The sequence below is a fragment of the Neisseria sp. HMSC065C04 genome (assembly GCF_001815375.1).
In the GTDB taxonomy this organism is placed as follows: domain Bacteria; phylum Pseudomonadota; class Gammaproteobacteria; order Burkholderiales; family Neisseriaceae; genus Neisseria; species Neisseria flavescens_D.
Genome location: NZ_KV820422.1, coordinates 269,719 through 289,922 on the forward strand (window position 1 = coordinate 269,719; position 20,204 = coordinate 289,922).

Here is a 20,204-nt window from a genome sequence, read left to right on the forward strand (position 1 = left end):
AAGGCCGTCTGAAACATCTTTTCAGACGGCCTTTGTGTTGGAAGCCGATTAGAACGGACGTACTTCCAAACCGAACATACGGCGCGCGGTGTTCAGCATTTGGCAGCTGAAGCCCCACTCGTTGTCGTACCATGCGAACACTTTAACCATTTTGCCTGCGGTTACTTTGGTCAGCGTAGAGTCAAATGTGCTGGCTTGGGTAGTGTGGTTGAAGTCCATAGAAACCAGTGGCAGGGTATTGTAGGCCAATACGCCTTTCAGACGGCCTTCTTCGGAAGCGGCTTTCATCAGCGCGTTGATTTCTTCGGCAGAAGTGTCGCGGCCTGCTTGGAAGCTCAGGTCAACCAGGGAAACGTTGACGGTCGGTACGCGGATGGCGAGGCCGTCGAGTTTGCCTTTCAGGTCCGGCAATACCAAACCGACGGCTTTTGCAGCACCGGTTTTGGTCGGAATCATGTTTTCCACGCCGCTACGCGCACGGCGCAGGTCTTTGTGGCGTACGTCGGTTACGGTTTGGTCGTTGGTCAGCGCGTGGATGGTGGTCATCACGCCGTTTACGATGCCGATGTTTTCGTTCAACACTTTGGCTACAGGTGCCAGGCAGTTGGTGGTACAAGATGCGTTGGAGATAACGGTCATGTCGTCGGTAATCACGTCGTCGTTTACGCCGTAAACGATGGTTGCGTCAACGTCATCGCCGCCGGGAGCGGAAATCAGCACTTTTTTCGCGCCGCTTTCTAAGTGGATTTTGGCTTTCTCTTTGCTGGTAAACGCGCCGGTACATTCCATTACCAGGTCAACGCCCAATTCACCCCATGGCAATTCGGCTGGGTTGCGGGTAGAGAAGTAAGGGATTTTTTTACCGTCGATGATGAGGTGTTTCTCATCGTGGGAAACTTCAGAGTTGAAGTGGCCGTGAACAGTGTCGAATTTGGTCAGGTGAGCATTGGTCTCGATGCTGCCGCTGGCATTGATGGCAACGATGTCGAGTTGGTCTTGCAGTTTGTAGTCAAAAATAGCGCGCACTACTTGGCGGCCGATACGGCCGTAGCCGTTGATGGCAACTTTGATACCCATGGCTTTTCCTCTTCTTTTGGGTTTGGGTTATGGAGCGAATGGTGGCAATTATAGCAAAATTGTAGTGCTGTGTAATTAATGTTTTATTGAAATTTTTAGGTTCGATTATTTTTGATTGTAGATGATTAGAGTAGGAATACGGGTTTAAATTGATTGTTACTTTGTATTTTTTGAAATTTTATTTTTTATTAATTCTGTTTTTGGTGTTTTATGCTCGTTTTAAATCATGGCAATGAAGAAAACGGGAAAGGCGGATTGTTTTTGTTTATATTAAACAGAATTTGAGTGTGGCTTTTGATTACAACATACAACAGTGTAATTTTCAGACGGCCCGGGTTTGATGGAGCAAAAGTAAAAGGCCGTCTGAACATTTTTGATGACATGGAATTTAAACGCCTTGGATTCCTGCTTTTCCTTGCCGGATAAGGGGAGGGCGATTTTTAGCAAAGGGGAAATGGTCGGAACAAGGGAGGGAAAAACGGTGGATTGAGCTGTGTTTGAGTGTTATATAAATAAGTGTATGAAGGTTTTAGTCGTAGTGTATGAAGATTTTGCTTGTGATTTAAATTCAATACTGACTTGCCAACAGTGTTAAATTTTTTTACGATAAGGTCAGATTATGTTTGCATGGCCATAAGCGGTGCATCCTCTATACCGGATATTATCCTTGTCCGAATATCTACTTTAACCGACCGGCTTGTCCGGCCTGATTCCTAAATATATACGCGCAAGGCTGAACGGCCTTGGCGACACTCGACTTTTAAGAGGTTCATCGTGTCAAATTCTCAATCCAGCGAACGCGCGACGTTTAGCAGTCGCCGCGCCTTTATGTTTGCTGCCATCGGCTCGGCCGTGGGCTTAGGCAACATTTGGCGATTCCCTTACATCGCTTTCGACAACGGCGGCGGTGCTTTCATCCTCCCTTATTTGGTTGCGCTGTTGACGGCAGGTATTCCGCTGTTGCTGCTCGACTACGCCATCGGCCACCGTTACCGCGGTTCGCCTCCTTTGGCTTTCCGTCGCCTCGGCCGTTTGTTTGAGCCGATGGGTTGGTGGAACTTCCTGACCAACGTCATCATCTGTATCTACTACGCCGTGATTGTCGGCTGGGCGGCAAGCTATGCCTATTATTCTTTGACTTCGGCATGGGGTGCGGATCCGCAGACCTTCTTCTTCAAAGACTTCCTGCAAATGGCCGATGCCAAAGACTTGGGTTTGGATTTTGTCGGCAAAGTTGCCGGCCCGCTGATTGCCGTCTGGGTGTTTACGCTGGCGATTATGGCTTTGGGCGTGCAAAAAGGCGTAGCCGGTGCGTCCACATTCTTCATGCCTTTGTTGGTGGTGATGTTTGTCATCATGGTGGGCATTGCGCTGACTCTGCCGGGTGCGGCAAAAGGTTTGGACGCTTTGTTTACGCCTGACTGGAGCCGTTTGGCAGATCCGAAAGTTTGGGTAGCCGCATATGGCCAGATTTTCTTCTCGCTCTCCATCTGCTTCGGCATTATGATTACTTATTCTTCTTACCTGAAGAAAAAAACCGACTTGGGCGGCACAGGCTTGGTTGTCGGCTTTGCCAACAGCAGCTTTGAGTTGCTCGCCGGTATCGGCGTATTCGCAGCATTGGGCTTTATGGCGCACGCGGCAGGCAAGGAAGTCAGCGAAGTGGCATCCAGCGGTATCGGCTTGGCGTTTATCGCGTTCCCGACCATCATCAACCAAGCCCCTATGGGCGCGTTGATCGGCGTGTTGTTCTTTGGCTCGCTGGTGTTTGCCGGTGTAACTTCCATGATTTCCATCGTTGAAGTGATTGTGGCTGCAATTCAAGACAAAATGAACATCGGCCGTGTCAGCGCAACGCTGATTGCAGGCGTGCCAATGGCGATTATTTCCACCTTGCTGTTCGGTACGACCACCGGCCTGCCTGTGTTGGACGTATTGGACAAATTCATCAATACTTATGGCATTGTGGCTTCCGGTTTTGTTTACGTTTTGGCGATTGTCTTGTTGAACAAGCTGCCGGAACTGCGCAACCACTTAAACGCGCTGTCTTCCATCCGTGTCGGCAAAGTGTGGACAGCCAGCGTGGTAGTTACCGTCGCCATGCTCGGCTATATGCTTTATCAGGATACTGCCGGCCTCTTAAAAGAGAATTACAGCGGCTATCCTGACAGCTTCCTCAATATCTTCGGCTGGGGCATGGTGGGCGCCATCCTCGTATTGTCGGTCTTGCTGTCATTCTTGCCGTGGAAACACGGTCAGGGCTTCAACGTCAAAGACGAACATGAACACGAACGTGAAGGAGACGAATAATGAGTACTTCAGCGATTATTATGATGCTTGTCGCATTGATCGTCATTTGGGGCGGATTCATCGTCTCCGTCCTGCGCCTGCCTAAAGAATAAGGTTTGAGCAAATGAAAGGGGGCCGTCTGAAAGTCATTTTTCAGACGGCCTTTTGTTACATAGCAAGGGGATGGAAGAGGGGAAATCATCTTGGTGGACGGCATGGGCAAGATTTTTAATTATGGATGACCGGGTATGATGTATAAATTATATCTATTTGTTTTAAAAAGATTTAAATCCAATTATCGTGTTAATAAACCGTTGTTCCCTTCAATATTTGCCCACTGTTTTCTTTGTTCTAGAATAGAGTCCGCAATGCCTTTTATGAGGCATTAGGTACAGTATCCGTTTATTTGTTAAGGAGAATTTCATGGCTAAAGTACATCAACCAAGTAAAGAAAGTGATTCTGAAGATTTTGTTATCCGACTCGATCCGCGCGAGTGGGACGGTACTTTTTCAGGAGAAGGCAAAGGTCCTAATGACGGCTATGATGATGACCATATCATCCGCCTTGATCCGCGTGAGTGGGAAGGTTTTGAGCCTGCACAACCGGCCGCGAAGCCGATATTGGAATCCAAAGCTTTCGATGGCGATGAACTTTTGAGCCGTGCCTTTGGTGAGGCTGATCCTCTTGATTCTTCTGCCGGTCTTTCCTCAGACAATGCGACCTATTCAAGCAATGGTACAGGTTCATCTGCGTTGGATACCATTCATGATTTAGCAGAGGCTTCTATTTTCAAACTGTAATCGTTCCATAATATAAAAGGCCGTCTGAAACCGATATGTGTTTCAGACGGCCTTTTTGTGTATGGTCATCGGGACGAAGCCTAACTCATCATCCAAACCACCAAATGCACCATGGTCGGGCCAAACAATACCATAAACAGTCCGGCCAAAATCATGGTCAGACTCGCCATGACGCCTTCGGTTTCATGGCGTTGTCCGGCGCGCGATGTGCCGAAGCCGTGGGCGGCATTGCCGAATGCTACACCGTTGGCGGTATGGAAACGGATGCGGGTAAAGGCCAAAAAAAGGTCGCCAAATATCATGCCGACAAAGCCGGTGATGATGGTGAACAGGGAAACGAGCGAGGCTGAACCGTGGATTTCGCTGGCGAGGACGACGGCAAACGGCGTGGAGATGGAACGCGCCATCAGGCTGTTGGTCACTTCGTTGTTGAAGTGGAACATATGGCTCATGAGGAATGCGCTGACTACGCCGACAAACATGCCCACCATAATGGCGATGGAGAGGATGGGCAGCTGGCGGCGGATGACTTCGCGGTTTTCATAAATGGGGACGGCAAAGGCAACGGTAACCGGAGTAAGCAGGAAGACGATGCCTTGGGTATATTTGTGGTAGGTGTCGTAATTGACGCCGAATGCCAGCAGCAGGAGGATGGTGCTGACGGAGACGGTAACGACGGGGGAGAAAATCATTAAGGGTTTTTTGCGGTGGATTTTTTTGGCAACGACATAGGCAAAGCAAGTCCAGATGAAGCAGGCGAGGGCGGTGTAGTCCATTTTTATTCTCTATTTTTAGGAGTGGAGTTTTTTGTAGAGGCGGCGTTTCCAGCGGTAGCAGAAATCGAGGGTCAGGGCGGTGCTGATCATCACGAGCGCGGTGCCGACGGCGATGGTCAAAATCAGCTGCCAACCTTCGGACATCAGCAGGTCTTGATATTGCAAGACGGAAACCATGATGGGGATGAAGAAAAAGACGAGTTCGCCCAATGCCCATTTTGCGCCGCGGTCAACCATGCCCGGGCGGATAATGCCGAGCCCCAAAAGGGCGAGCATGAGGAACAAGCCCAATACGCCTGAAGAAATAGGCAGATGCGTGAAGCGGACGATAAGGTCGGAGACGCCCCATACTGCGCCGATGATAGCAAGCTGCAAGGCCGTCTGAAAAAATCTGTTGAGAGAGTCCATGATATGGGTGTGTGTTGAATGAAAGGCTTGATTATAGAAACCTTGTTTCTGCATAATATGAATTATTAAACGAATAATCATGCCTTAGAGGAATAATGGACTTCAAAAGCCTGTATTGTTTTGCCGAACTCATCCGCCTGCAAAGTTTTTCGGCCACGGCTTCCGCGTTGAATTTGACGCAGCCGACGGTCAGCAAAATCATTCAGGCTTTGGAAGAAGAATTGGGCGTGCCGCTTTTGTGCAAAGAAAACGGACGCAAAAAGCGGCAGGTGCAGCCGACCGCAATCGGCGAAGAAGTCTATCGCCACGCGTTAAACCTTTTACACGAACGCGATTTGCTGCTGGCCCGCATTGACGATTACCGCCATGTCAAAAGCGGGACGCTACGTTTGGGTTTAGCTTTGTTTGGCAGCGATTTGCTCAGTCATGCGCTGTTTGATTTCCACCAAAAATGGCCGGACATCGAATTGTCGTTTTTGGAACAAGGCTCGCTCGCCATCGAGCAATCCTTGCGTAACAACGAACTCGATGCCGGACAGCTGCTCGCGCCGGTTCACGAAGACTTCGACAGCATTACCTTGTGCGACTATCCGCTGGTGGTCTTGATGCCGAAAAGTCGGGCGAGACACGCTGCGCTGACGCTCAAAAGCCTGCAACACGAGCCCTTCATTCTGTTCGGCGCCGGCTTTTCCCTCAACGAAACCATTCAGACGGCCTGCCGCAATCAAGGTTTTACGCCCAATGTTGTCTGCCGTACCGGACAATGGAATTTGGTTGCCGACATGGTGGCGCACAATATGGGCATTGCCTTGTTACCCGAATACTATGCCCGAAAAATCAATCCCGATGTCTTTGCCGCCATTCCTTTGGTCGAACCCGAAATCCGCTGGCAGCTCACCATGGCATGGAAAAAACACCAACGCCCGACGCCGGCCTTAAGGGCTTGGTTGGACGTGGTCAGGGAAGCGTTCGGCAGGCGAAACAAATAAAATCAAATCATCAGGCCGTCTGAAAAAAAGGGTGTCGCTATCACCTGGTTTCAGACGGCCTTTCCCGTTAAAAATGGTAAAACGGCCTAAAAAAGAGTAGAATATGCACCGTTTACAACTCTGCGCCTCTCAGCAGGCTCGAATTATGGACCTTCCCAGTTCGCCTTTGAACTTCCCATCAGACACACAACAACCATAATCATCCCGCCGAAATGCCTCCCCGCGTCCGGCGGGCGGAGCATTTATGAGCATCGAACAAACCCCTCCGAATCTCGACCATACCCCCGACAATGAAGCGGTGGAAGACCGCATTTCTGACGATCGCATCTCTGACGATATCGACCGCATCCACGCCTTATGCGAAATCCTCGAGCCGTCCTTTGAACAAATCGAAGCAGGTGTGCTGATTGAAGACGCAAGCCTGCGCGACAAGTTCACCGAGCTGACCGTCCTCTTGGCCGAGTTGCACCCTGCCGACGTGGCCGCCGTCTTGGAATCCCTGCCGCCGCGCGAGCGTAACATCGTTTGGCTTTTGGTCGCCCCTGAAGACGACGGCGAAGTCTTGCTGGAAGTATCCGACTCCGTGCGCGAAATGCTGATCGAGTCCATGGACAAAGACGAGTTGTTGGCCGCCGTCGATGATTTGGACGCAGACGAATTGGCAGAACTGGCAGACGACTTGCCGCACCAAGTGGTGTATGAAGCGCTGCAAACGCGTGATGAAGAAGAGCGCGAGCAGGTCAAAGCGGCGATGTCTTACGAAGACAACCAAGTCGGCGCGATTATGGACTTTGAATTGGTCAGCATCCGCGCCGATGTGACGTGTGAGGTCGTGTTGCGCTACTTGCGCCGTTTCGACAGCCTGCCCGACCATACCGACAAGATTTTCGTGGTCGATGAAAACGACGTGTTGCAAGGCGTGTTGCCCATCCGCAAACTCTTAGTCGCCGACCCTGAAGACATGGTGGCAGACGTGATGGCCACCGAAGTCGTGCGCTTCCGTCCGGAAGACGACGTGGAAGAAGCGGCGCAGGCGTTTGAACGCTATGACTTGGTAACTGCGCCGGTTGTCGATGAAAACAAAAAGCTGATCGGCAGGATCACCATTGACGAAATGGTGGACGTGATCCGCGAAGAATCGGAAGCGGATATGTTGAACATGGCGGGTTTGCAGGAAGAGGAAGACTTGTTCGCGCCCGTTTGGGATTCGGTGAAAAACCGCTGGATGTGGCTCGCCATCAACCTGTGTACCGCCTTTATCGCCAGCCGCGTAATTGGCGCATTTGAAGGCAGTATCGAGAAAATCGTCGCGCTGGCCGCACTGATGCCCATCGTCGCCGGTATCGGCGGCAACTCCGGCAACCAAACCATCACCATGATCGTCCGCGCCATGGCGATGGGGCAAATGACCAGCACACAGGCAGGCCGCCTGTTGAAAAAAGAAATCGGCGTCGCCCTCGTCAACGGCATTATTTGGGGCACGGTCATGGGCGTGATTTCATGGCTGCTCTATGGCAACATCGGCATCGGTTTGGTCATGGTGGCCGCGATGACCTTAAACCTTCTGCTTGCCGCGACCGTCGGCGTCCTTATCCCCGTCATGATGGACAAAGCCGGACGCGACCCGGCATTGGGCAGCTCGGTGCTGATTACCGCGGTTACCGATTCCGGCGGCTTCCTGATTTTCTTGGGATTGGCAACCATATTCCTGTTGTAATAGGAAAAAAGGACGTGTTCGATACGTCCTTTTTCAAACTGTTTAAAAGGCCGTCTGTAACTTCAATTTTCAGACGGCCTTTGCTGTTTTTAAAGCTTTACATCATTAGGGCATTTAGTTTTGGGGCTGACGTAGATTAGCCCCTTGTTTAAAGCGAAGTCAGAAAAGTCAGAAATCCCAATATCACGCCGACTGCGTTGGGTATAATCAGAATCCAGTCTTTCCGGGGTTCTTTGCTCCAACCGTACAAAACCCAAATCAGACAGGATACTGCTGCAAACAGGGGTTGCCACGGCTGCGCCTTTGCCCCTTGCATATTGGCGATAATTTGGGGGATATAGGCGACAAATACGAAAATACCTATTGCCGCTCCTATGCTGCCGACAACGGTATTGAATTTTGCTTTGCTTATCATGCTGGTAAGTCTCCTTTTAATATGAAAATCGAGGCGGTAGATAATATGGGCAGGCTGACTCAGCCGAGGGAACAGCCGCAGCCGCAATGATGTTCGTGGCCTTGGCCATGTTCGTCCGAATCTTCGGCAAGCAGGGCTTCGTAGTCGCCGCTTTCAATCAGGCTGACCAGTTCTGCCGGACTTTCCGCGCCTTCTACCTAGTCGCAGGATAAATAACTCTATTCTACCGCAAAATATGTATGTCATCAACCATCATTTGGCCTTGGCTGCCGATGAGGTTTTCGAGGGCTCTGTCGAGCTGGACGAAAGCTATTTCGGCGGACAGCGTAAAGGCAGACGTGGTCGAGGTGCGGCAGGAAAAGTGGTTGTCTTCGGCATTCTGAAACGCAACGGACGGGTCTATACCGTTGTGGTGGATAATGCCAAGTCTGAAACGTTATTCCCTGTCATCAAAAAGAAAATCATGCCGGACAGCATTGTTTACACGGATAGCCTGAGCAGCTATGATAAGTTGGACGTGAGCGGTTTTATCCATTACCGCATCAACCATTCCAAGGAATTTGTCGACCGTCAGAACCACATTAACGGCATTGAGAATTTTTGGAATCAGGCAAAACGTGTCTTACGCAAATACAACGGAATCGATCGCAAATCTTTCCCGCTGTTCTTGAAAGAATGCGAATTTCGATTTAACTTCGGCACACCGTCTCAACAGCTTAAAATCCTGCGAGATTGGTGTGGAATTTAGGGCTAATCTACGTCAGCCCCTTAGTTTTTGATGACGTTTACGGCGTAATGGGCAGTAGTGTTACGGCGGGCTTGGGCGCGCATCATATAGACCTGCACTTTATATTTGCCCGATTGGGTAGCGATACCGTCAAATTTATCGCCTTGTGCCGAACCGTTAAATACGGCTTCATCGTCTTTGGGTGCCCATACGTTGAAATAGGCGTTAGGGCTGCCGGTTTTACTGATGCGCAGGCGGTCGCCCTTGCGTACGGAGAACAAATGCTCGGCGGTTTGATAGCCGGTGATTTTGCCGGAAAAACGCTGCTTGGTTTGTTTGTGTGCCGAAGCTGGTTTTGAAGCTTCCGCTTTAGGCGTGGCGGCATTTGAATAAGTGGTAAACAGTAAGGGAAGGGCGGCTAACAAGAGAAATTTTTTTCATGGGTTGGGTCTCCGAATGTGGGGCGCCAATATGGCACTCATTTTGATAACCCATCAGTATGTTCATATTTTTATAAAGCCAAAGCCGAATAGGGCAATATTCATTTTTTCAATCAGGCCGTCTGAAAACAAATATTATTCAGACGGCCTTTTCTGATAATATAACAACGAATTATTCCTTTCGGAGCCGTTATGACCTTCCCGCCACTCAAATCTCCCCTGAAATTTTACGCCGTTGTTCCCACTGCTGACTGGGTCGAGCGCATGGTCAAAGCAGGTGCCGACACGGTGCAACTGCGCTGTAAAATCCTGCATGGCGACGAGTTGAAACGCGAAATCGAACGTTGCGTCGTAGCCTGTCAAAACAGTGCAACCCAGCTTTTCATCAACGACCACTGGCGCGAAGCGATTGCCGCAGGTGCATACGGCGTGCATCTCGGGCAGGAAGACATGGACACTGCCGACCTAGCCGCGATTGAAGCTGCCGGTTTGCGCTTGGGCTTGAGTACGCACTCTGTTGCCGAACTCGATCGCGCCTTGTCCGTACAACCTAGCTACGTCGCCAGCGGCGCGATTTTTCCGACCACGACCAAACAAATGCCCACCGCCCCGCAAGGCTTGGAGAAACTGCGCGAATATGTGAAACAGGCTCGCGGCATACCCGTCGTCGCCATCGGCGGCATCGATTTGAACAACGCTGAAGATGTACTTGCCACCGGCGTTTCCTCCCTCGCCGTCGTCCGCGCCGTTACCGAAGCGGAAAATCCCGAAGCGGTAGTTAAAGCGTTTCAGGCTTTGTGGAATGAATAAGGCCGTCTGAACAATCATAAAGTCCCCAAGAGAAGCAGCATTATGAAGATTATATTGAACAATGAAGCCATCACATTAAACGGCACAACCGTTGCCGACCTCATCGCCCAAACTGCGCCGCAAAAGCCTTTTGCCGTCGCCGTGAATACCGGATTTGTCGCCAAAGGCGCGTATGCGGAAACGGTTTTGAACGAAAACGACAAAGTCGATATCGTGCGGCCGGTAGTCGGCGGCTAGGCGGTTTGCAATCAACAGGTCGGGTATTTGCGCCCGACTTTTGCCTGTTTGAATATCGGGCAGGATTGCCCGATTGCCTTATGCTTAAAATCTAAAAAATATTACAAAGGAATCCATCATGTTTACCCTATATGGAGAAACTTTCCCTTCACGGCTGCTGCTTGGTACGGCTGCTTATCCGACGCCGGAAATCCTCAAGCAGTCTGTTCAAATCGCGCAACCGGCGATGATTACCGTTTCATTGCGCCGCGCCGGCAGCGGCGGCGAAGCGCACGGGCAGGGTTTTTGGTCGTTGTTGGAAGAAATGGGTGTGCCTGTGTTGCCCAATACCGCAGGCTGTCAAAGCGTACAGGAAGCTGTGACCACTGCGCAAATGGCGCGCGAAGTGTTTGATACCGATTGGATTAAGCTCGAACTTATCGGCGATGATGACACGTTGCAGCCCGACGTGTTCCAACTGGTCGAGGCGGCGGAAATCCTGATTAAAGACGGCTTCAAAGTACTGCCTTATTGCACCGAAGACCTGATTGCCTGCCGCCGACTGCTCGACGCAGGCTGTCAGGCGTTGATGCCGTGGGCGGCGCCGATTGGCACGGGACTGGGCACGGTTCATGCTTATGCGCTGAAAGTCCTGCGCGAACGTCTGCCCAACACGCCGTTGATTATCGATGCGGGGTTGGGTTTGCCTTCGCAGGCGGCGCAAGTGATGGAATGGGGTTTTGACGGCGTGTTATTGAATACCGCCGTTTCCCGAAGTGGCGATCCGGTCAATATGGCACGCGCTTTTGCGCTTGCGGTCGAGTCGGGCCGTCTGGCTTATGAGGCGGAACCTGTGGAGGCGCGTGAGAAAGCGCGCGCCAGTACGCCGACGGTGGGTCAGCCTTTCTGGCATTCGGCGGAATATTGAAAAACATTAGGGCGTGTCGAACACGCCCTTTTTTGTTGGTGAAAAACCTGATTTCAGGTTGAACAGAATGTTCAGACGGCCTTGGCCAAAAGCTGTTTCAATGGCTTTAAGATTTGCCATGCCTGCGCTTTGAGTTGCGGCTGCATCAGCAGGCGGGCGGGGTGGGGAATGACGAAATGCGGCCGCTCTGCGCACAATTCGTTCATCAGCCCGATCATGTCGGGGCTGTCGAAGATTTTGCCGAGGAACAATACTGCGCGCGCTTGCGAAGCGGTCAGCTCGTTTTGCATTTCGGCAAGCTCGGAGCGGATGTGTTCGGCATCGGGCAGGGCAGTGAATACGGGCGCGGTTTTGACCCATGCGGTTTTGTGCGCCTGCTCGGGCTTGAGGCCGATGGCGGCGAGGATGTTGTCGAGAAGCGTGCCGACATCGCCGCTAAACAGTGTACCGTGCAGGCCGTCTTCGGTGGACGGGCAAATGCTGACCACCATGATTTCAGACGGCCTGATGGTTACGTCAAGGCGGGGCAGATTGTCTGAATGCGCGGCTTTTTCTGTTTTTGTCGGTGTTTCGGCAATGGCTTTGGGTGCTGCTTCGGGAGCGCGGACAGCCGGTTTGGCCGCTTGCGCAGTAGCGATGGCGGCAGTGCGTGCCTGATGGGCACCTGCGGATAAAGTGCGCACGGTTTGCGCGGTATCGGCAGCAATGGTTTTGGGGCGGACGGGTGCGGCTGATGTTGCGGCTTGAGGCGCGGCATGGATGATTTTGGCGTTTCGGTTCAGCCACATCGGGCCCAAGCCCAAGGCTTCGTGCAGGTGCAGATAGCGGCTGCTTAACATGATTTCTCCATCAATACGGCATCTTCGCTGCCACCGTCGGGCAGGGCGTAGTAGTTTTTGCGGCGACCGCAGGTTTGGAAGCCGTGTTTGCGGTAGAGCTGTTGCGCGGTTTCATTGCTTGCGCGGACTTCGAGCAGCAATCGGGTTGCGTCTTGCTGTTGCACTGCGTTTTGCCAGTGTTGTAGCAGGGCGGATGCAATGCCTTGTCGGCGGTATTCTGGCGCAACGGCAATCAGGTGCAGCTCGGATTCGTCAAACACGGTTTGCCACACGATAAAGCCGGTAATTTGGTGGTTGGTCTGGCTGAGCCAAACGCTGTCGGGATGGTGTTGAACCGCCGACTCAAACTGTTGCGCCGTCCACGACGAGGGATTGCCTTGTGCGTCGATGGCGGCAAGGGTGGGGCAGTCGGCAAGTACGGCTGGGCGCAGGTTCACGGTTTGGCCTTTTGTTGGGCTTGCTCTTGCGCGGTCAGGGCAATTTTGTTGCGGACGTAGAGCAACTCGGCGTGTGCCGCGTCAGTAGCAATATAGCGGCCGCTGCGGGCAAGTTTAAGATAGTCGGCGGCGGTCGGCATATCGGCTTGACCGTCAAAAGGCGGTTTGTCGGCGAGGGCAAAGGCATTGCCGATGCCGCCGGTAGGCGTTTTGCCTTCGGGCGCAGTAATGGCGGCGGCTTTGCCAACCGTGTAATCGCTCAAGCGGACGTGGTTTTGCGTATCAAACCATGCGTAAAACACTTCTCCCATGCGCGCATCGGTGGCCGCCAGTACGCAGCTTGATGGCGGCAGCAACGAAGCCGTGGCATCGAGGCAGGGAATGCCGATCATGGGCGTATCAAACGGCGTGGCCAAACCTTGTGCAACCGCTGCGCCGATACGCAGGCCGGTAAATGCGCCAGGGCCTTGTGCATAGACGATGCAGCCCAAATCGGCGGCCGTGATGCCCGCTTCTTTAAAGAGACGTTCGATTTGCGGCAGGATTTGTTCGGATTGCTTGGTGCCGACGTTTTCGTGAAACAGGCGGATTTCGCCTTGATGTTCCAATGCGATGGACAGAAAGGATGTGCTGGTGTCGATGGCAAGAGTCGGGCGGTTGTCGGTTGGCATGATGTTATTTTTTAGAAGGATATGGGTTGCCATTATAGTGGAACGTCGAGGGGGAACAAAGCATTCGGGCGGAGCGTTGGTAAAAACGCCGTTTACGGCAAAGCTATTTGATAAGTGAACCAAGGTTTCAGGCCGTCTGAAAACGTTTCAGACGGCCTTGTTTTATTTGTCGAGTTTCAATAAAGGCGAACCTGCTTTTTCAACGGCGCGGCGGTAGGCTTCATGCGCTTCGATGCGTTGCAAATAAGCGCGGATATTGGGGTAGTCGGTAAAATCGAAGCGGTCGGCCGCGGCTTGCAGCGGATAGCTCATCATGATGTCGGCACCGCTGAGGCTGTTGCCGACCAACCATTCGCGGTTTTCCAACTCGCTGTCGATATGGGCAAAATGCAGGGCGGCTTGCGGATGGATAAAGCTGCTTTTGACGCTGCCGCTGATTTTGCGGGCAATCGGTTTGACGAAAAACGGCATGGGCGCGCTTTCAATCCGGCGGAACACCAGTCCGAGCAGCAATAACGGCATTAGCGAACCTTCGGCATAATGCAGCCAGCGTTGATATTGCCAGTATTCGCGACTGCCGCGTTCGGGCATCAGACGGCCGTCGCCGTAGGTTTGAATCAGGTAGTCGGTAATCGCGCCGCTTTCCGCCAAGATAAAGCCGTCATCATCCAACAAGGGCGATTTGCCCAAGGGATGGATGGCTTTGAGTTCGTCAGGAGCGAGCAAAGTGTCGGGATGACGACGGTAGGTTTGCAGGCGGTAGGGCGTACCGAGGATTTCAAGCAGCCAAACAATGCGCAGGGCGCGGGATTGGTCGAGCGAATGCAGGGTAATCATGAGGGACTTTAAATATCGGTTTGTTTGAGGCCGTCTATGCTGATTTGGCAGGCATCGGCGTATTTTTGCAGGGTTTTGGCCGGTAGTTTGGCGAACACTTCGGGACGGAAATGCCGACGCAGCTGCCATTTCCATACGCCTGCCGCCATGGCCAAGCCGGTTTCATCATAACGGCAGCGGAACATATGGTAGTACAGCGGCGAATATTCGCCTTTTTCGACAGCTTCGCGTGCGGCCTGCGTTTGGGCATCGAGTTCGCATACCGCCATTTCGGTGGCGTAGGCTTCGTCCTGCCAACCGTTGCTGGTGGCCGCTTCGTAGTGGCCGTCTCGGGTGCCGTAGATGACTTTGCGGTGGCCGTGGTAGCTGGCACTGTTGTCTTGAGGGATGTCGTCAATTTTCATTCAGACGGCCTTTACTGCTTCCAAAAGCATGAAACATGTTGAAAAGCGTCCGCTTTCCGGAACGTAACACAGGATTTTTTGGCCGTGTTCGATGGGGAAAGTGCGCATAAATTCTTCAAGGATGATGTAAATCGAGGCCGAACCCGTGTTGCCCTTGCTGTTCAGATTGGTAAACCATTTTTCCTGCGGAATGTCGAAGCCGATGTTTTTCAGGCCGTCTGAAAGGCGGTCGCGGAAAAAGCCGGAAGAGTAGTGGGGCAGGAACCAATCGATTTCTTCGGCGCGGATGCCGTGTTTGGCGGCGATTTGGGAGAGGGGTTTTTCCACTGTATAGCGGACGATGTTTTCGTTCAGCAGTTTGACGTCCTGCTTGACCGCCATCAGGCTGTGGCGGCGGCCGTAATCGGCATCGGCGTGTTTCCAGCCTTCAAATACGCCGTCGCGGAATTCTGCGCCGGCATACATGCAGGGCGGCATTTCGTTAGCGTAGGAAAGCAGGTCTATCCAATGGATTTTCAGGCTGAAGCCGTCTGAATTGGGGCGGTCGGACAGATACACCGCGCCTGCGCCGTCAGACAGCATCCAGCGCAAAAAGTCTTTTTCAAACCCGATTTCGGGGGAAGCGTTTTCCAGTTTTTTATGGTCGGTTTCGCTTTGAAATACTTCGCCGCGCATGACCGCCGAGGCGTTTTCGGAAGCAACGGAAACTGCATGTGCGTGTTCGCCGGTGCGCACGGCGTTGTAGGCGTGTTTCATTGCCGCCATACCTGCCGCGCATACGCCTGCCATGCTGAACACTTCGCAAGGAGGCATATCTAGCAAGCCGTGCACCATCACGCCGTGTCCGGGCATGGTTTGGTCGGGATAGGAAGTGGCGCAGGCCAGGCTGCCGATGGCTTCTGCTGGAACGCCTTGGTCAAACAGGCTGTTGACCGCTTCGGCGGCCAACTCGGCATTGGTGTGCGTCGTGCGGCGGCTTTCGGGGTCGATGGCGTAATGGCGCGACAAAATGCCGTTGGAACGCAAAATCATACGGCGCACGCGTGACGGTACATCGCCTGCCATGCCGAGGACGGCTTCCATTTCGTCATTGCCGACAGGGGCATTGGGCAAAAAGGCAGAAACGCGGTTGAGATAAACGTCTTTGAGAGTATTATTCGATGTCATGATGTGTTTGTCAAAATAATCAACCGATAAACCGCGCCGCGTAGTCGCAGCTTGCAGTCAACGGGATGTGGTGTGTTTCGGCGTATTCCATCAGCGCGCTCACCAGCAGTTTGGCAATGCCGCGATGACGGAAGTTGGGCGAGACCACGGTATGGTTTACGTCCCAGCCGCCATTATGTTCGGTATAGCTGATATAGCCTGCTTCCAAACCGTCAATGTCGATTTGAAAGCGACGGCGTTCGGGGTAGTGGATAACTTCGGGCATGATGGATTCCTGGTTTGAGGCCGTCTGAAACAGATTATCTGCCTGACGGTTGTTCATAATAGTCCGCCAGCTTTTTCAGACGGCCTTTGAGCAGCGGATGCAGCAGTTTTTTCAAAATTACACTGATGGGTAAAACCACCAAAATCATCGCCAATAAAAAGACGATGTAGAAGCACAACAAGGCACGGCGCAAGAGCGGAGAAATACGGCCTGCCGCCATCAAAAGCTTGCCCCAGATGAAGAAGCTGCGACCGGCGGCGCGTTCGCTGAAAATCAGTTTTTCATTGACTGTCACCGCGCCCATATTTTGAAACAGGGTTTCGTCCAAAGGCTGTTGGTTCAATAGTGTATCGCGCAATTTCGTACCAAACCGCGCCGCATCCGCCAATTCTTCTTCAGCAATGCCGGCGGAGGGCAGGGAGCGGAAATAGCGTTTGTCGCCGGTCAGCATCCATGCGGGCGTGGTAATGAAACTTGCCGCGCTGTTGCAGTCATCGATTTTTACGATGTTGCCGATGAGTTTGGCGCCGTTTTGTTTCAGCAAAGATTTCATTTTTTCCTGCGCGCCCAGCCACATATTGCGGCAGCCGATAAGCGTGATGACCGGTTTGCCGTCTAACAGGCGGCGCGTTTCTTCGCGTTGCAAAAAGGCGGTAATCGGTTGCGAAGGAGAGAGGAACCAAACGGTGTAGGCAATGACCACTACATCGTAATCTTCGGATGGAATTTGCGGCGGCAGAATCGGGGCGGGTTTTAAATGGACGGTTTCAGGAAAGGTATCGAAAAAACACCAAAACGGCCACGGAAACGGAAACGCCTGCTCCGGTACAATATTGACGCAATCGACCTGTATCCCGGCTGTTTGCAACGGCGCGGCAAAATTTCGAGCCAGGCTGGAGAGCTGCCCCGTTTGCGAGTAATGCACAATCAGCACTTTTTTCATTATCTTCCCTGCAATGAGTAAGTTATGGTTGGTTTGGACGGTATTATATAGTAAACCGACCTGCCTTGAACTTTATTCATATTCAGTATGTTCACGAAGGTTTCAACCGATTTGGATGGAAGCGCCGTATTCTGTCGGAATGGAGCGGAGAAGCGGATTTTTATGCCATGCCAACATGAACAACGGCCGTCTGAAATTTTTCAGACGGCCTTGTGTGGAAATCGGGACGCATGGTCTGGAACGGGATTTGCGCTTAAAACATGCGTGCAAATTGTATAGACAAAAAAATAACCGCTTCAAGGCGGTTGGTGGTGGCCAGAGGCGGAATCGAACCGCCGACACACGGATTTTCAATCCGTTGCTCTACCAACTGAGCTATCTGGCCTTCGCGTGTTTCGTTGCGAGATGTGAATTAAACCAAATTTCGTTGCCTTGTGCAAGCGGTTGTAGGCTTTATTTTTGAGGGGGTAAATTAAGATTTTGTTTTGTATTGAATTATTTTTCGTTTTAATTGGCAGTTTTTAGGTTTGCCGGTTTGATTTTCAGACGGCCTAAGATACAATCGGCTTTTTTGCTTTGGATTTATGCCATGCTGTATGTGTTTGTTCGTGATATGTGGGATGTTTTGCGTTTGCGCTATCGTTCGCCGGAGACGTATTTGTATTCGCCTTTGGTGATGGCGGCGGTGTTGCTGCTGTTGGGTGTGGTGAACGCGGCCAGTATGTCGCCTTTGTTTGGCAGTGGCGCGGCGGCGGTGTGCCTGTCGGTGATTTTGGTGATTGTGAAATGGTTGGTGTTGAGCCGCTCGATGCGCAAGGTGCTGCATTATTACGGTGCGCCCCGGCTGCCTTTGTGGGGCTTTATTTTGGTGTCTGAGGCTTTGCTGCTGCCGTTGTTGCTGGTGTTGTATGTGCCGGCGTTGGCTGCGTTTGCGCTGCTGTGGCAGGCTTGGGTGTTTGTGGTGCAGGTGCGCGGTTTGATGTGGATGGGGAATGCGACGGTGGGCCGTGTTTTGGTGGGCTATCTGTTGTATGGTTTCGGCGTGTTGTGTGTGGGTACGGTGATTTTGATGCTGTTTATTGCCGCCGGTTGGTTGGACATGGAAACGTTGAATCAAAACCTGCAGGCGTTGACGTCTGCCCGTAAATAATCAATGAAAATTGGAAGGCCGTCTGAAATGTTCAGACGGCCTTTGTTTTATGTGTTTGTTTCGTGGTCTTGCAGGATTTTTTGATAGACGGGGTCGGGGAGATAGCGGCCTATCATGTCGCGCCAGCCTTGGGGGCCGACCAAGCCTTTGACCATGGTGGAGGACACTTCGGCTATTTCGCGCGGCGGCATTAGGAAGACGGTGGAGATTTCGGGGGCGATGTCGCTGTTGATGTAGCGCATCGAGCGTTCGTATTCGTAGTCGGCGGCGGAACGGATGCCGCGGACGATGAAATTGGCGTTGGCTTCGCGGGCGTAATCGACCAAAAAGCGGTTTTCAAACACGCTGATGCGGACGTTGGGGAAGGGGTAGGTAATGGCATCGAGCATGGCGCGGCGTTCTTCTATGGTGTAGGTGTTGCGCTTTTCGGGGTTGGTGCCGATGGCGACGATGAGTTCGTCAAAGAGGGACTGGGCTTCCTGTATCATCCACAGGTGGCCGAGGGTGGGAGGGTCGAAGCTGCCTGCGTACACGGCACGGCGCGGAGTGGTCGTGGTCATTTTGGGTTGGGAATGGGGTTTGTGTACGTTCAGGATAGGGGAGTTTGCCGGTGATGTCAAAAATCAAAAAGGCCGTCTGAAATTTCAGACGGCCTTTGCGGCTTTATCAGTCGTCACCACTAATAGAGATGAGGATTCTCAAGAGGCTGCTGAAAATGTTGTAGATGGAGATGAAGATGGTCAGCGCCGCGCTGATGTGGCTGTCTTCGCCGCCGTCGATAACGGTACGCACCTGCCACATAATCATCAGGGAACTGAAGACAACGAAGCCGGCCGCGATGGTCAGGCTCAGGGCTGGGATGTTGAGGAAGATGTTGGCCACAACGGCAATCATGAGCACTATCGCACCGGCACCGAGGAAGCTGCCGAGTTTGTTCATGTTCATTGTGGTGCGGCGTGCCATGGCGGACATGGTGAAGAATACACCGGCGGTCATAGCGGCGGCCGTACCGACGATTTGCGCGCCGTTGTTAATCGCCAGGGCGTATTGCAACATAGGGCTGATGGCAAGGCCCATGCCGAAAGTGAAGATCATCAACAGGGCTACGCCGACGTTGCTGTAACGGTTTTTCTCGATCAGGAAGGTCATGCCGTAGAAAAAGCCGAAGAAGGCAGCCAGGGCAACATAGTATGAACCGAACATGGCGAAAATGTTAAAGCCTGTTTTGGCGGAAAAGAATGCGCCGGCAATGGCAGGAATGAAAGACAGGCCGAGCAGGCGGTAGGTTTTTTGCAGGACGGTATTTTTGGCAACCGAGCCTTGCGAGGTATAGTCGTAAACGTCGTTTTGCATGGCGTTTGCTCCAGTGTGGATTGAAATGAATGAAATTTGGATTTTAACAGAGAATCATGGGTTTGTATGATTTATCTGTTCTATTTGTCTAATATGCGGGGCAATCGGGAATTTTAAAGGCCGTCTGAAAATCGGGTTTCAGACGGCCTTGGCTTTTCAATGCTTATTTAGGCTCTTGCGGAACATAGCCTTGTACGGCATCTGCTCCGTCGCCGAAGAAGTATTGTTCCATCTGCTGGGCGAGGTATTCGCGTGCGCGCGGATCGGCAAGGCTTAGGCGGTTTTCGTTGATGAGCATGGTTTGGTGACGGGTCCAAGCCATCCATGCTTCTTGGGAAACGTTTTCAAAAATGCGTTTGCCCAATTCGTTGGGCAGCGGCGGAAATTTCATGCCTTCGGCTTCTTTGCCGAGTTTGACGCAGTGAACCATACGGGTCATGGCGGTTTCCTTATGTAGGGTTGCAAAGGTTGGTATTTTAGCCGATTGCACGGATAGGGGAAAGCGTGGGTTTCAGACGGCCTGAAACCTTGCTATGATGGTCTTT

At 52.2% G+C, this 20,204-nt stretch carries 25 protein-coding genes, 1 tRNA gene and 1 pseudogene; 10 read left to right on the top strand and 17 right to left on the bottom strand.

The features are described from left to right. Positions 1-48: 48 nt before the first annotated feature. Positions 49-1,077, bottom strand: coding sequence for a type I glyceraldehyde-3-phosphate dehydrogenase (gene gap / locus HMPREF3022_RS10185; RefSeq protein WP_070765579.1), 1,029 nt, complete (start codon positions 1,075-1,077; stop codon positions 49-51). 774 nt (positions 1,078-1,851) lie between these two features. Here gap and HMPREF3022_RS10190 point away from each other — a divergent pair. From HMPREF3022_RS10190 to HMPREF3022_RS10195, 3 genes are all read left to right on the top strand, one after another. Continuing rightward, positions 1,852-3,387, top strand: coding sequence for a sodium-dependent transporter (locus HMPREF3022_RS10190; RefSeq protein ID WP_083315841.1), 1,536 nt, complete (start codon positions 1,852-1,854; stop codon positions 3,385-3,387). Continuing rightward, positions 3,387-3,479, top strand: coding sequence for a methionine/alanine import family NSS transporter small subunit (locus HMPREF3022_RS11460; protein ID WP_036472778.1), 93 nt, complete (start codon positions 3,387-3,389; stop codon positions 3,477-3,479). The genes HMPREF3022_RS10190 and HMPREF3022_RS11460 overlap by 1 nt, the downstream gene beginning before the upstream one ends. Positions 3,480-3,789: 310 nt before the next feature. Further along, on the top strand, positions 3,790-4,167 hold the full coding sequence (locus tag HMPREF3022_RS10195) for a hypothetical protein (protein ID WP_070765581.1): 378 nt from the start codon (positions 3,790-3,792) through the stop codon (positions 4,165-4,167). Positions 4,168-4,247: 80 nt separating this feature from the next. Here HMPREF3022_RS10195 and HMPREF3022_RS10200 read toward each other — a convergent pair whose 3' ends face one another. Continuing rightward, positions 4,248-4,943: an LrgB family protein gene (locus tag HMPREF3022_RS10200; RefSeq protein WP_070765582.1), complete on the bottom strand. Its 696-nt coding sequence runs from the start codon at positions 4,941-4,943 to the stop codon at positions 4,248-4,250. 15 nt (positions 4,944-4,958) lie between these two features. Continuing rightward, complete coding sequence (locus tag HMPREF3022_RS10205) at positions 4,959-5,432, bottom strand: CidA/LrgA family protein (protein WP_070765583.1); 474 nt, start codon at positions 5,430-5,432, stop codon at positions 4,959-4,961. Between the two features lie 14 nt (positions 5,433-5,446). Here HMPREF3022_RS10205 and HMPREF3022_RS10210 point away from each other — a divergent pair, with 14 nt between their 5' ends. Together HMPREF3022_RS10210 and mgtE are read left to right on the top strand one after the other, a co-directional pair. Next, the gene (locus tag HMPREF3022_RS10210; RefSeq protein ID WP_063076795.1) at positions 5,447-6,340 is read left to right on the top strand and encodes a LysR family transcriptional regulator; all 894 of its coding nucleotides are present in this window, start codon (positions 5,447-5,449) and stop codon (positions 6,338-6,340) included. A 244-nt stretch (positions 6,341-6,584) separates the two neighbouring features. Next, positions 6,585-8,057, top strand: coding sequence for a magnesium transporter (mgtE, locus tag HMPREF3022_RS10215; protein WP_070765584.1), 1,473 nt, complete (start codon positions 6,585-6,587; stop codon positions 8,055-8,057). 148 nt (positions 8,058-8,205) lie between these two features. On the opposite strand, the gene HMPREF3022_RS10220 is transcribed toward mgtE, so the two are convergent. Further along, the gene (locus HMPREF3022_RS10220; protein WP_004518970.1) at positions 8,206-8,472 is read right to left on the bottom strand and encodes a SemiSWEET family transporter; all 267 of its coding nucleotides are present in this window, start codon (positions 8,470-8,472) and stop codon (positions 8,206-8,208) included. A gap of 218 nt (positions 8,473-8,690) precedes the next feature. On the opposite strand from HMPREF3022_RS10220, the pseudogene HMPREF3022_RS10225 reads away from it, so the two are divergent. Next, positions 8,691-9,220: pseudogene (locus tag HMPREF3022_RS10225) on the top strand (IS1595 family transposase); the annotation flags it as partial. Positions 9,221-9,240: 20 nt separating this feature from the next. On the opposite strand, the gene HMPREF3022_RS10230 reads toward HMPREF3022_RS10225, so the two are convergent. Beyond that, on the bottom strand, positions 9,241-9,624 hold the full coding sequence (locus HMPREF3022_RS10230) for a hypothetical protein (protein ID WP_004518967.1): 384 nt from the start codon (positions 9,622-9,624) through the stop codon (positions 9,241-9,243). 207 nt (positions 9,625-9,831) lie between these two features. Between HMPREF3022_RS10230 and thiE the strand changes: the two genes are divergently transcribed. The 3 genes from thiE to HMPREF3022_RS10245 all read left to right on the top strand — a co-directional run bounded on the left by thiE (position 9,832) and on the right by HMPREF3022_RS10245 (position 11,593). Next, positions 9,832-10,449 (top strand): thiamine phosphate synthase, encoded by a 618-nt coding sequence (thiE, locus tag HMPREF3022_RS10235; protein WP_070765585.1) that lies wholly within the window; start codon positions 9,832-9,834, stop codon positions 10,447-10,449. Positions 10,450-10,491: 42 nt separating this feature from the next. Then, complete coding sequence (gene thiS / locus HMPREF3022_RS10240) at positions 10,492-10,686, top strand: sulfur carrier protein ThiS (RefSeq protein WP_070765586.1); 195 nt, start codon at positions 10,492-10,494, stop codon at positions 10,684-10,686. A gap of 118 nt (positions 10,687-10,804) precedes the next feature. Continuing rightward, positions 10,805-11,593 (top strand): thiazole synthase, encoded by a 789-nt coding sequence (locus HMPREF3022_RS10245; RefSeq protein WP_004518963.1) that lies wholly within the window; start codon positions 10,805-10,807, stop codon positions 11,591-11,593. 71 nt (positions 11,594-11,664) lie between these two features. Here the strand turns inward: HMPREF3022_RS10245 and HMPREF3022_RS10250 are convergent, their stop codons facing one another. From HMPREF3022_RS10250 to HMPREF3022_RS10290, 9 genes are all read right to left on the bottom strand, one after another. Then, the gene (locus HMPREF3022_RS10250) at positions 11,665-12,432 is read right to left on the bottom strand and encodes a uracil-DNA glycosylase family protein (protein WP_070765587.1); all 768 of its coding nucleotides are present in this window, start codon (positions 12,430-12,432) and stop codon (positions 11,665-11,667) included. Then, entirely contained in the window at positions 12,426-12,869 is a 444-nt protein-coding gene (gene rimI / locus HMPREF3022_RS10255; protein WP_004518961.1) for a ribosomal protein S18-alanine N-acetyltransferase, read from the bottom strand. Before rimI ends, HMPREF3022_RS10250 begins: the two co-directional genes overlap by 7 nt. Next, a complete protein-coding gene (gene tsaB / locus HMPREF3022_RS10260; protein ID WP_070765588.1) occupies positions 12,866-13,540 on the bottom strand; it encodes a tRNA (adenosine(37)-N6)-threonylcarbamoyltransferase complex dimerization subunit type 1 TsaB in 675 nt (224 codons plus the stop codon). Before tsaB ends, rimI begins: the two co-directional genes overlap by 4 nt. Before the next feature lie 162 nt (positions 13,541-13,702). After that, complete coding sequence (locus HMPREF3022_RS10265) at positions 13,703-14,377, bottom strand: glutathione S-transferase family protein (protein WP_049332229.1); 675 nt, start codon at positions 14,375-14,377, stop codon at positions 13,703-13,705. 8 nt (positions 14,378-14,385) lie between these two features. Next, positions 14,386-14,781 (bottom strand): DarG family dialkylresorcinol biosynthesis protein, encoded by a 396-nt coding sequence (locus HMPREF3022_RS10270; protein WP_049332227.1) that lies wholly within the window; start codon positions 14,779-14,781, stop codon positions 14,386-14,388. Next, a complete protein-coding gene (locus tag HMPREF3022_RS10275) occupies positions 14,782-15,948 on the bottom strand; it encodes a beta-ketoacyl-ACP synthase III (RefSeq protein WP_070765589.1) in 1,167 nt (388 codons plus the stop codon). Positions 15,949-15,967: 19 nt separating this feature from the next. Then, positions 15,968-16,270, bottom strand: a complete 303-nt coding sequence (locus tag HMPREF3022_RS10280; protein ID WP_219089325.1) for a GNAT family N-acetyltransferase — start codon at positions 16,268-16,270, stop codon at positions 15,968-15,970. Continuing rightward, entirely contained in the window at positions 16,248-17,156 is a 909-nt protein-coding gene (locus tag HMPREF3022_RS10285) for a hypothetical protein (RefSeq protein ID WP_070765590.1), read from the bottom strand. The genes HMPREF3022_RS10280 and HMPREF3022_RS10285 overlap by 23 nt, the downstream gene beginning before the upstream one ends. Before the next feature lie 309 nt (positions 17,157-17,465). Continuing rightward, positions 17,466-17,541, bottom strand: a tRNA-Phe gene (locus HMPREF3022_RS10290). 204 nt (positions 17,542-17,745) lie between these two features. On the opposite strand from HMPREF3022_RS10290, the gene HMPREF3022_RS10295 reads away from it, so the two are divergent. Next, positions 17,746-18,306, top strand: a complete 561-nt coding sequence (locus tag HMPREF3022_RS10295) for a hypothetical protein (protein WP_070765591.1) — start codon at positions 17,746-17,748, stop codon at positions 18,304-18,306. 47 nt (positions 18,307-18,353) lie between these two features. Here the strand turns inward: HMPREF3022_RS10295 and coaD are convergent, their stop codons facing one another. The 3 genes from coaD to HMPREF3022_RS10310 form a co-directional block, all read right to left on the bottom strand. Beyond that, on the bottom strand, positions 18,354-18,866 hold the full coding sequence (coaD, locus tag HMPREF3022_RS10300) for a pantetheine-phosphate adenylyltransferase (RefSeq protein WP_070765592.1): 513 nt from the start codon (positions 18,864-18,866) through the stop codon (positions 18,354-18,356). A 106-nt stretch (positions 18,867-18,972) separates the two neighbouring features. Then, positions 18,973-19,659, bottom strand: coding sequence for a Bax inhibitor-1 family protein (locus tag HMPREF3022_RS10305; RefSeq protein ID WP_063076810.1), 687 nt, complete (start codon positions 19,657-19,659; stop codon positions 18,973-18,975). 163 nt (positions 19,660-19,822) lie between these two features. Beyond that, positions 19,823-20,098: an oxidative damage protection protein gene (locus HMPREF3022_RS10310; protein WP_003682648.1), complete on the bottom strand. Its 276-nt coding sequence runs from the start codon at positions 20,096-20,098 to the stop codon at positions 19,823-19,825. Positions 20,099-20,204 lie beyond the last annotated feature (106 nt).

Coding starts and splice junctions, on each gene's coding strand:
- HMPREF3022_RS10250 (WP_070765587.1), bottom strand. CDS start 12,432: ATGTTAAGCAGCCGCTATCTGCACCTGCACGAAGCCTTGGGCTTGGGC.
- HMPREF3022_RS10205 (WP_070765583.1), bottom strand. CDS start 5,432: ATGATTATTCGTTTAATAATTCATATTATGCAGAAACAAGGTTTCTAT.
- HMPREF3022_RS10220 (WP_004518970.1), bottom strand. CDS start 8,472: ATGATAAGCAAAGCAAAATTCAATACCGTTGTCGGCAGCATAGGAGCG.
- mgtE (WP_070765584.1), top strand. CDS start 6,585: ATGAGCATCGAACAAACCCCTCCGAATCTCGACCATACCCCCGACAAT.
- HMPREF3022_RS11460 (WP_036472778.1), top strand. CDS start 3,387: ATGAGTACTTCAGCGATTATTATGATGCTTGTCGCATTGATCGTCATT.
- HMPREF3022_RS10285 (WP_070765590.1), bottom strand. CDS start 17,156: ATGAAAAAAGTGCTGATTGTGCATTACTCGCAAACGGGGCAGCTCTCC.
- HMPREF3022_RS10210 (WP_063076795.1), top strand. CDS start 5,447: ATGGACTTCAAAAGCCTGTATTGTTTTGCCGAACTCATCCGCCTGCAA.
- gap (WP_070765579.1), bottom strand. CDS start 1,077: ATGGGTATCAAAGTTGCCATCAACGGCTACGGCCGTATCGGCCGCCAA.
- HMPREF3022_RS10200 (WP_070765582.1), bottom strand. CDS start 4,943: ATGGACTACACCGCCCTCGCCTGCTTCATCTGGACTTGCTTTGCCTAT.
- tsaB (WP_070765588.1), bottom strand. CDS start 13,540: ATGCCAACCGACAACCGCCCGACTCTTGCCATCGACACCAGCACATCC.
- HMPREF3022_RS10245 (WP_004518963.1), top strand. CDS start 10,805: ATGTTTACCCTATATGGAGAAACTTTCCCTTCACGGCTGCTGCTTGGT.
- thiS (WP_070765586.1), top strand. CDS start 10,492: ATGAAGATTATATTGAACAATGAAGCCATCACATTAAACGGCACAACC.
- HMPREF3022_RS10275 (WP_070765589.1), bottom strand. CDS start 15,948: ATGACATCGAATAATACTCTCAAAGACGTTTATCTCAACCGCGTTTCT.
- HMPREF3022_RS10310 (WP_003682648.1), bottom strand. CDS start 20,098: ATGACCCGTATGGTTCACTGCGTCAAACTCGGCAAAGAAGCCGAAGGC.
- HMPREF3022_RS10195 (WP_070765581.1), top strand. CDS start 3,790: ATGGCTAAAGTACATCAACCAAGTAAAGAAAGTGATTCTGAAGATTTT.
- thiE (WP_070765585.1), top strand. CDS start 9,832: ATGACCTTCCCGCCACTCAAATCTCCCCTGAAATTTTACGCCGTTGTT.
- coaD (WP_070765592.1), bottom strand. CDS start 18,866: ATGACCACGACCACTCCGCGCCGTGCCGTGTACGCAGGCAGCTTCGAC.
- HMPREF3022_RS10270 (WP_049332227.1), bottom strand. CDS start 14,781: ATGAAAATTGACGACATCCCTCAAGACAACAGTGCCAGCTACCACGGC.
- HMPREF3022_RS10305 (WP_063076810.1), bottom strand. CDS start 19,659: ATGCAAAACGACGTTTACGACTATACCTCGCAAGGCTCGGTTGCCAAA.
- HMPREF3022_RS10265 (WP_049332229.1), bottom strand. CDS start 14,377: ATGATTACCCTGCATTCGCTCGACCAATCCCGCGCCCTGCGCATTGTT.
- HMPREF3022_RS10295 (WP_070765591.1), top strand. CDS start 17,746: ATGCTGTATGTGTTTGTTCGTGATATGTGGGATGTTTTGCGTTTGCGC.
- HMPREF3022_RS10280 (WP_219089325.1), bottom strand. CDS start 16,270: ATGAACAACCGTCAGGCAGATAATCTGTTTCAGACGGCCTCAAACCAG.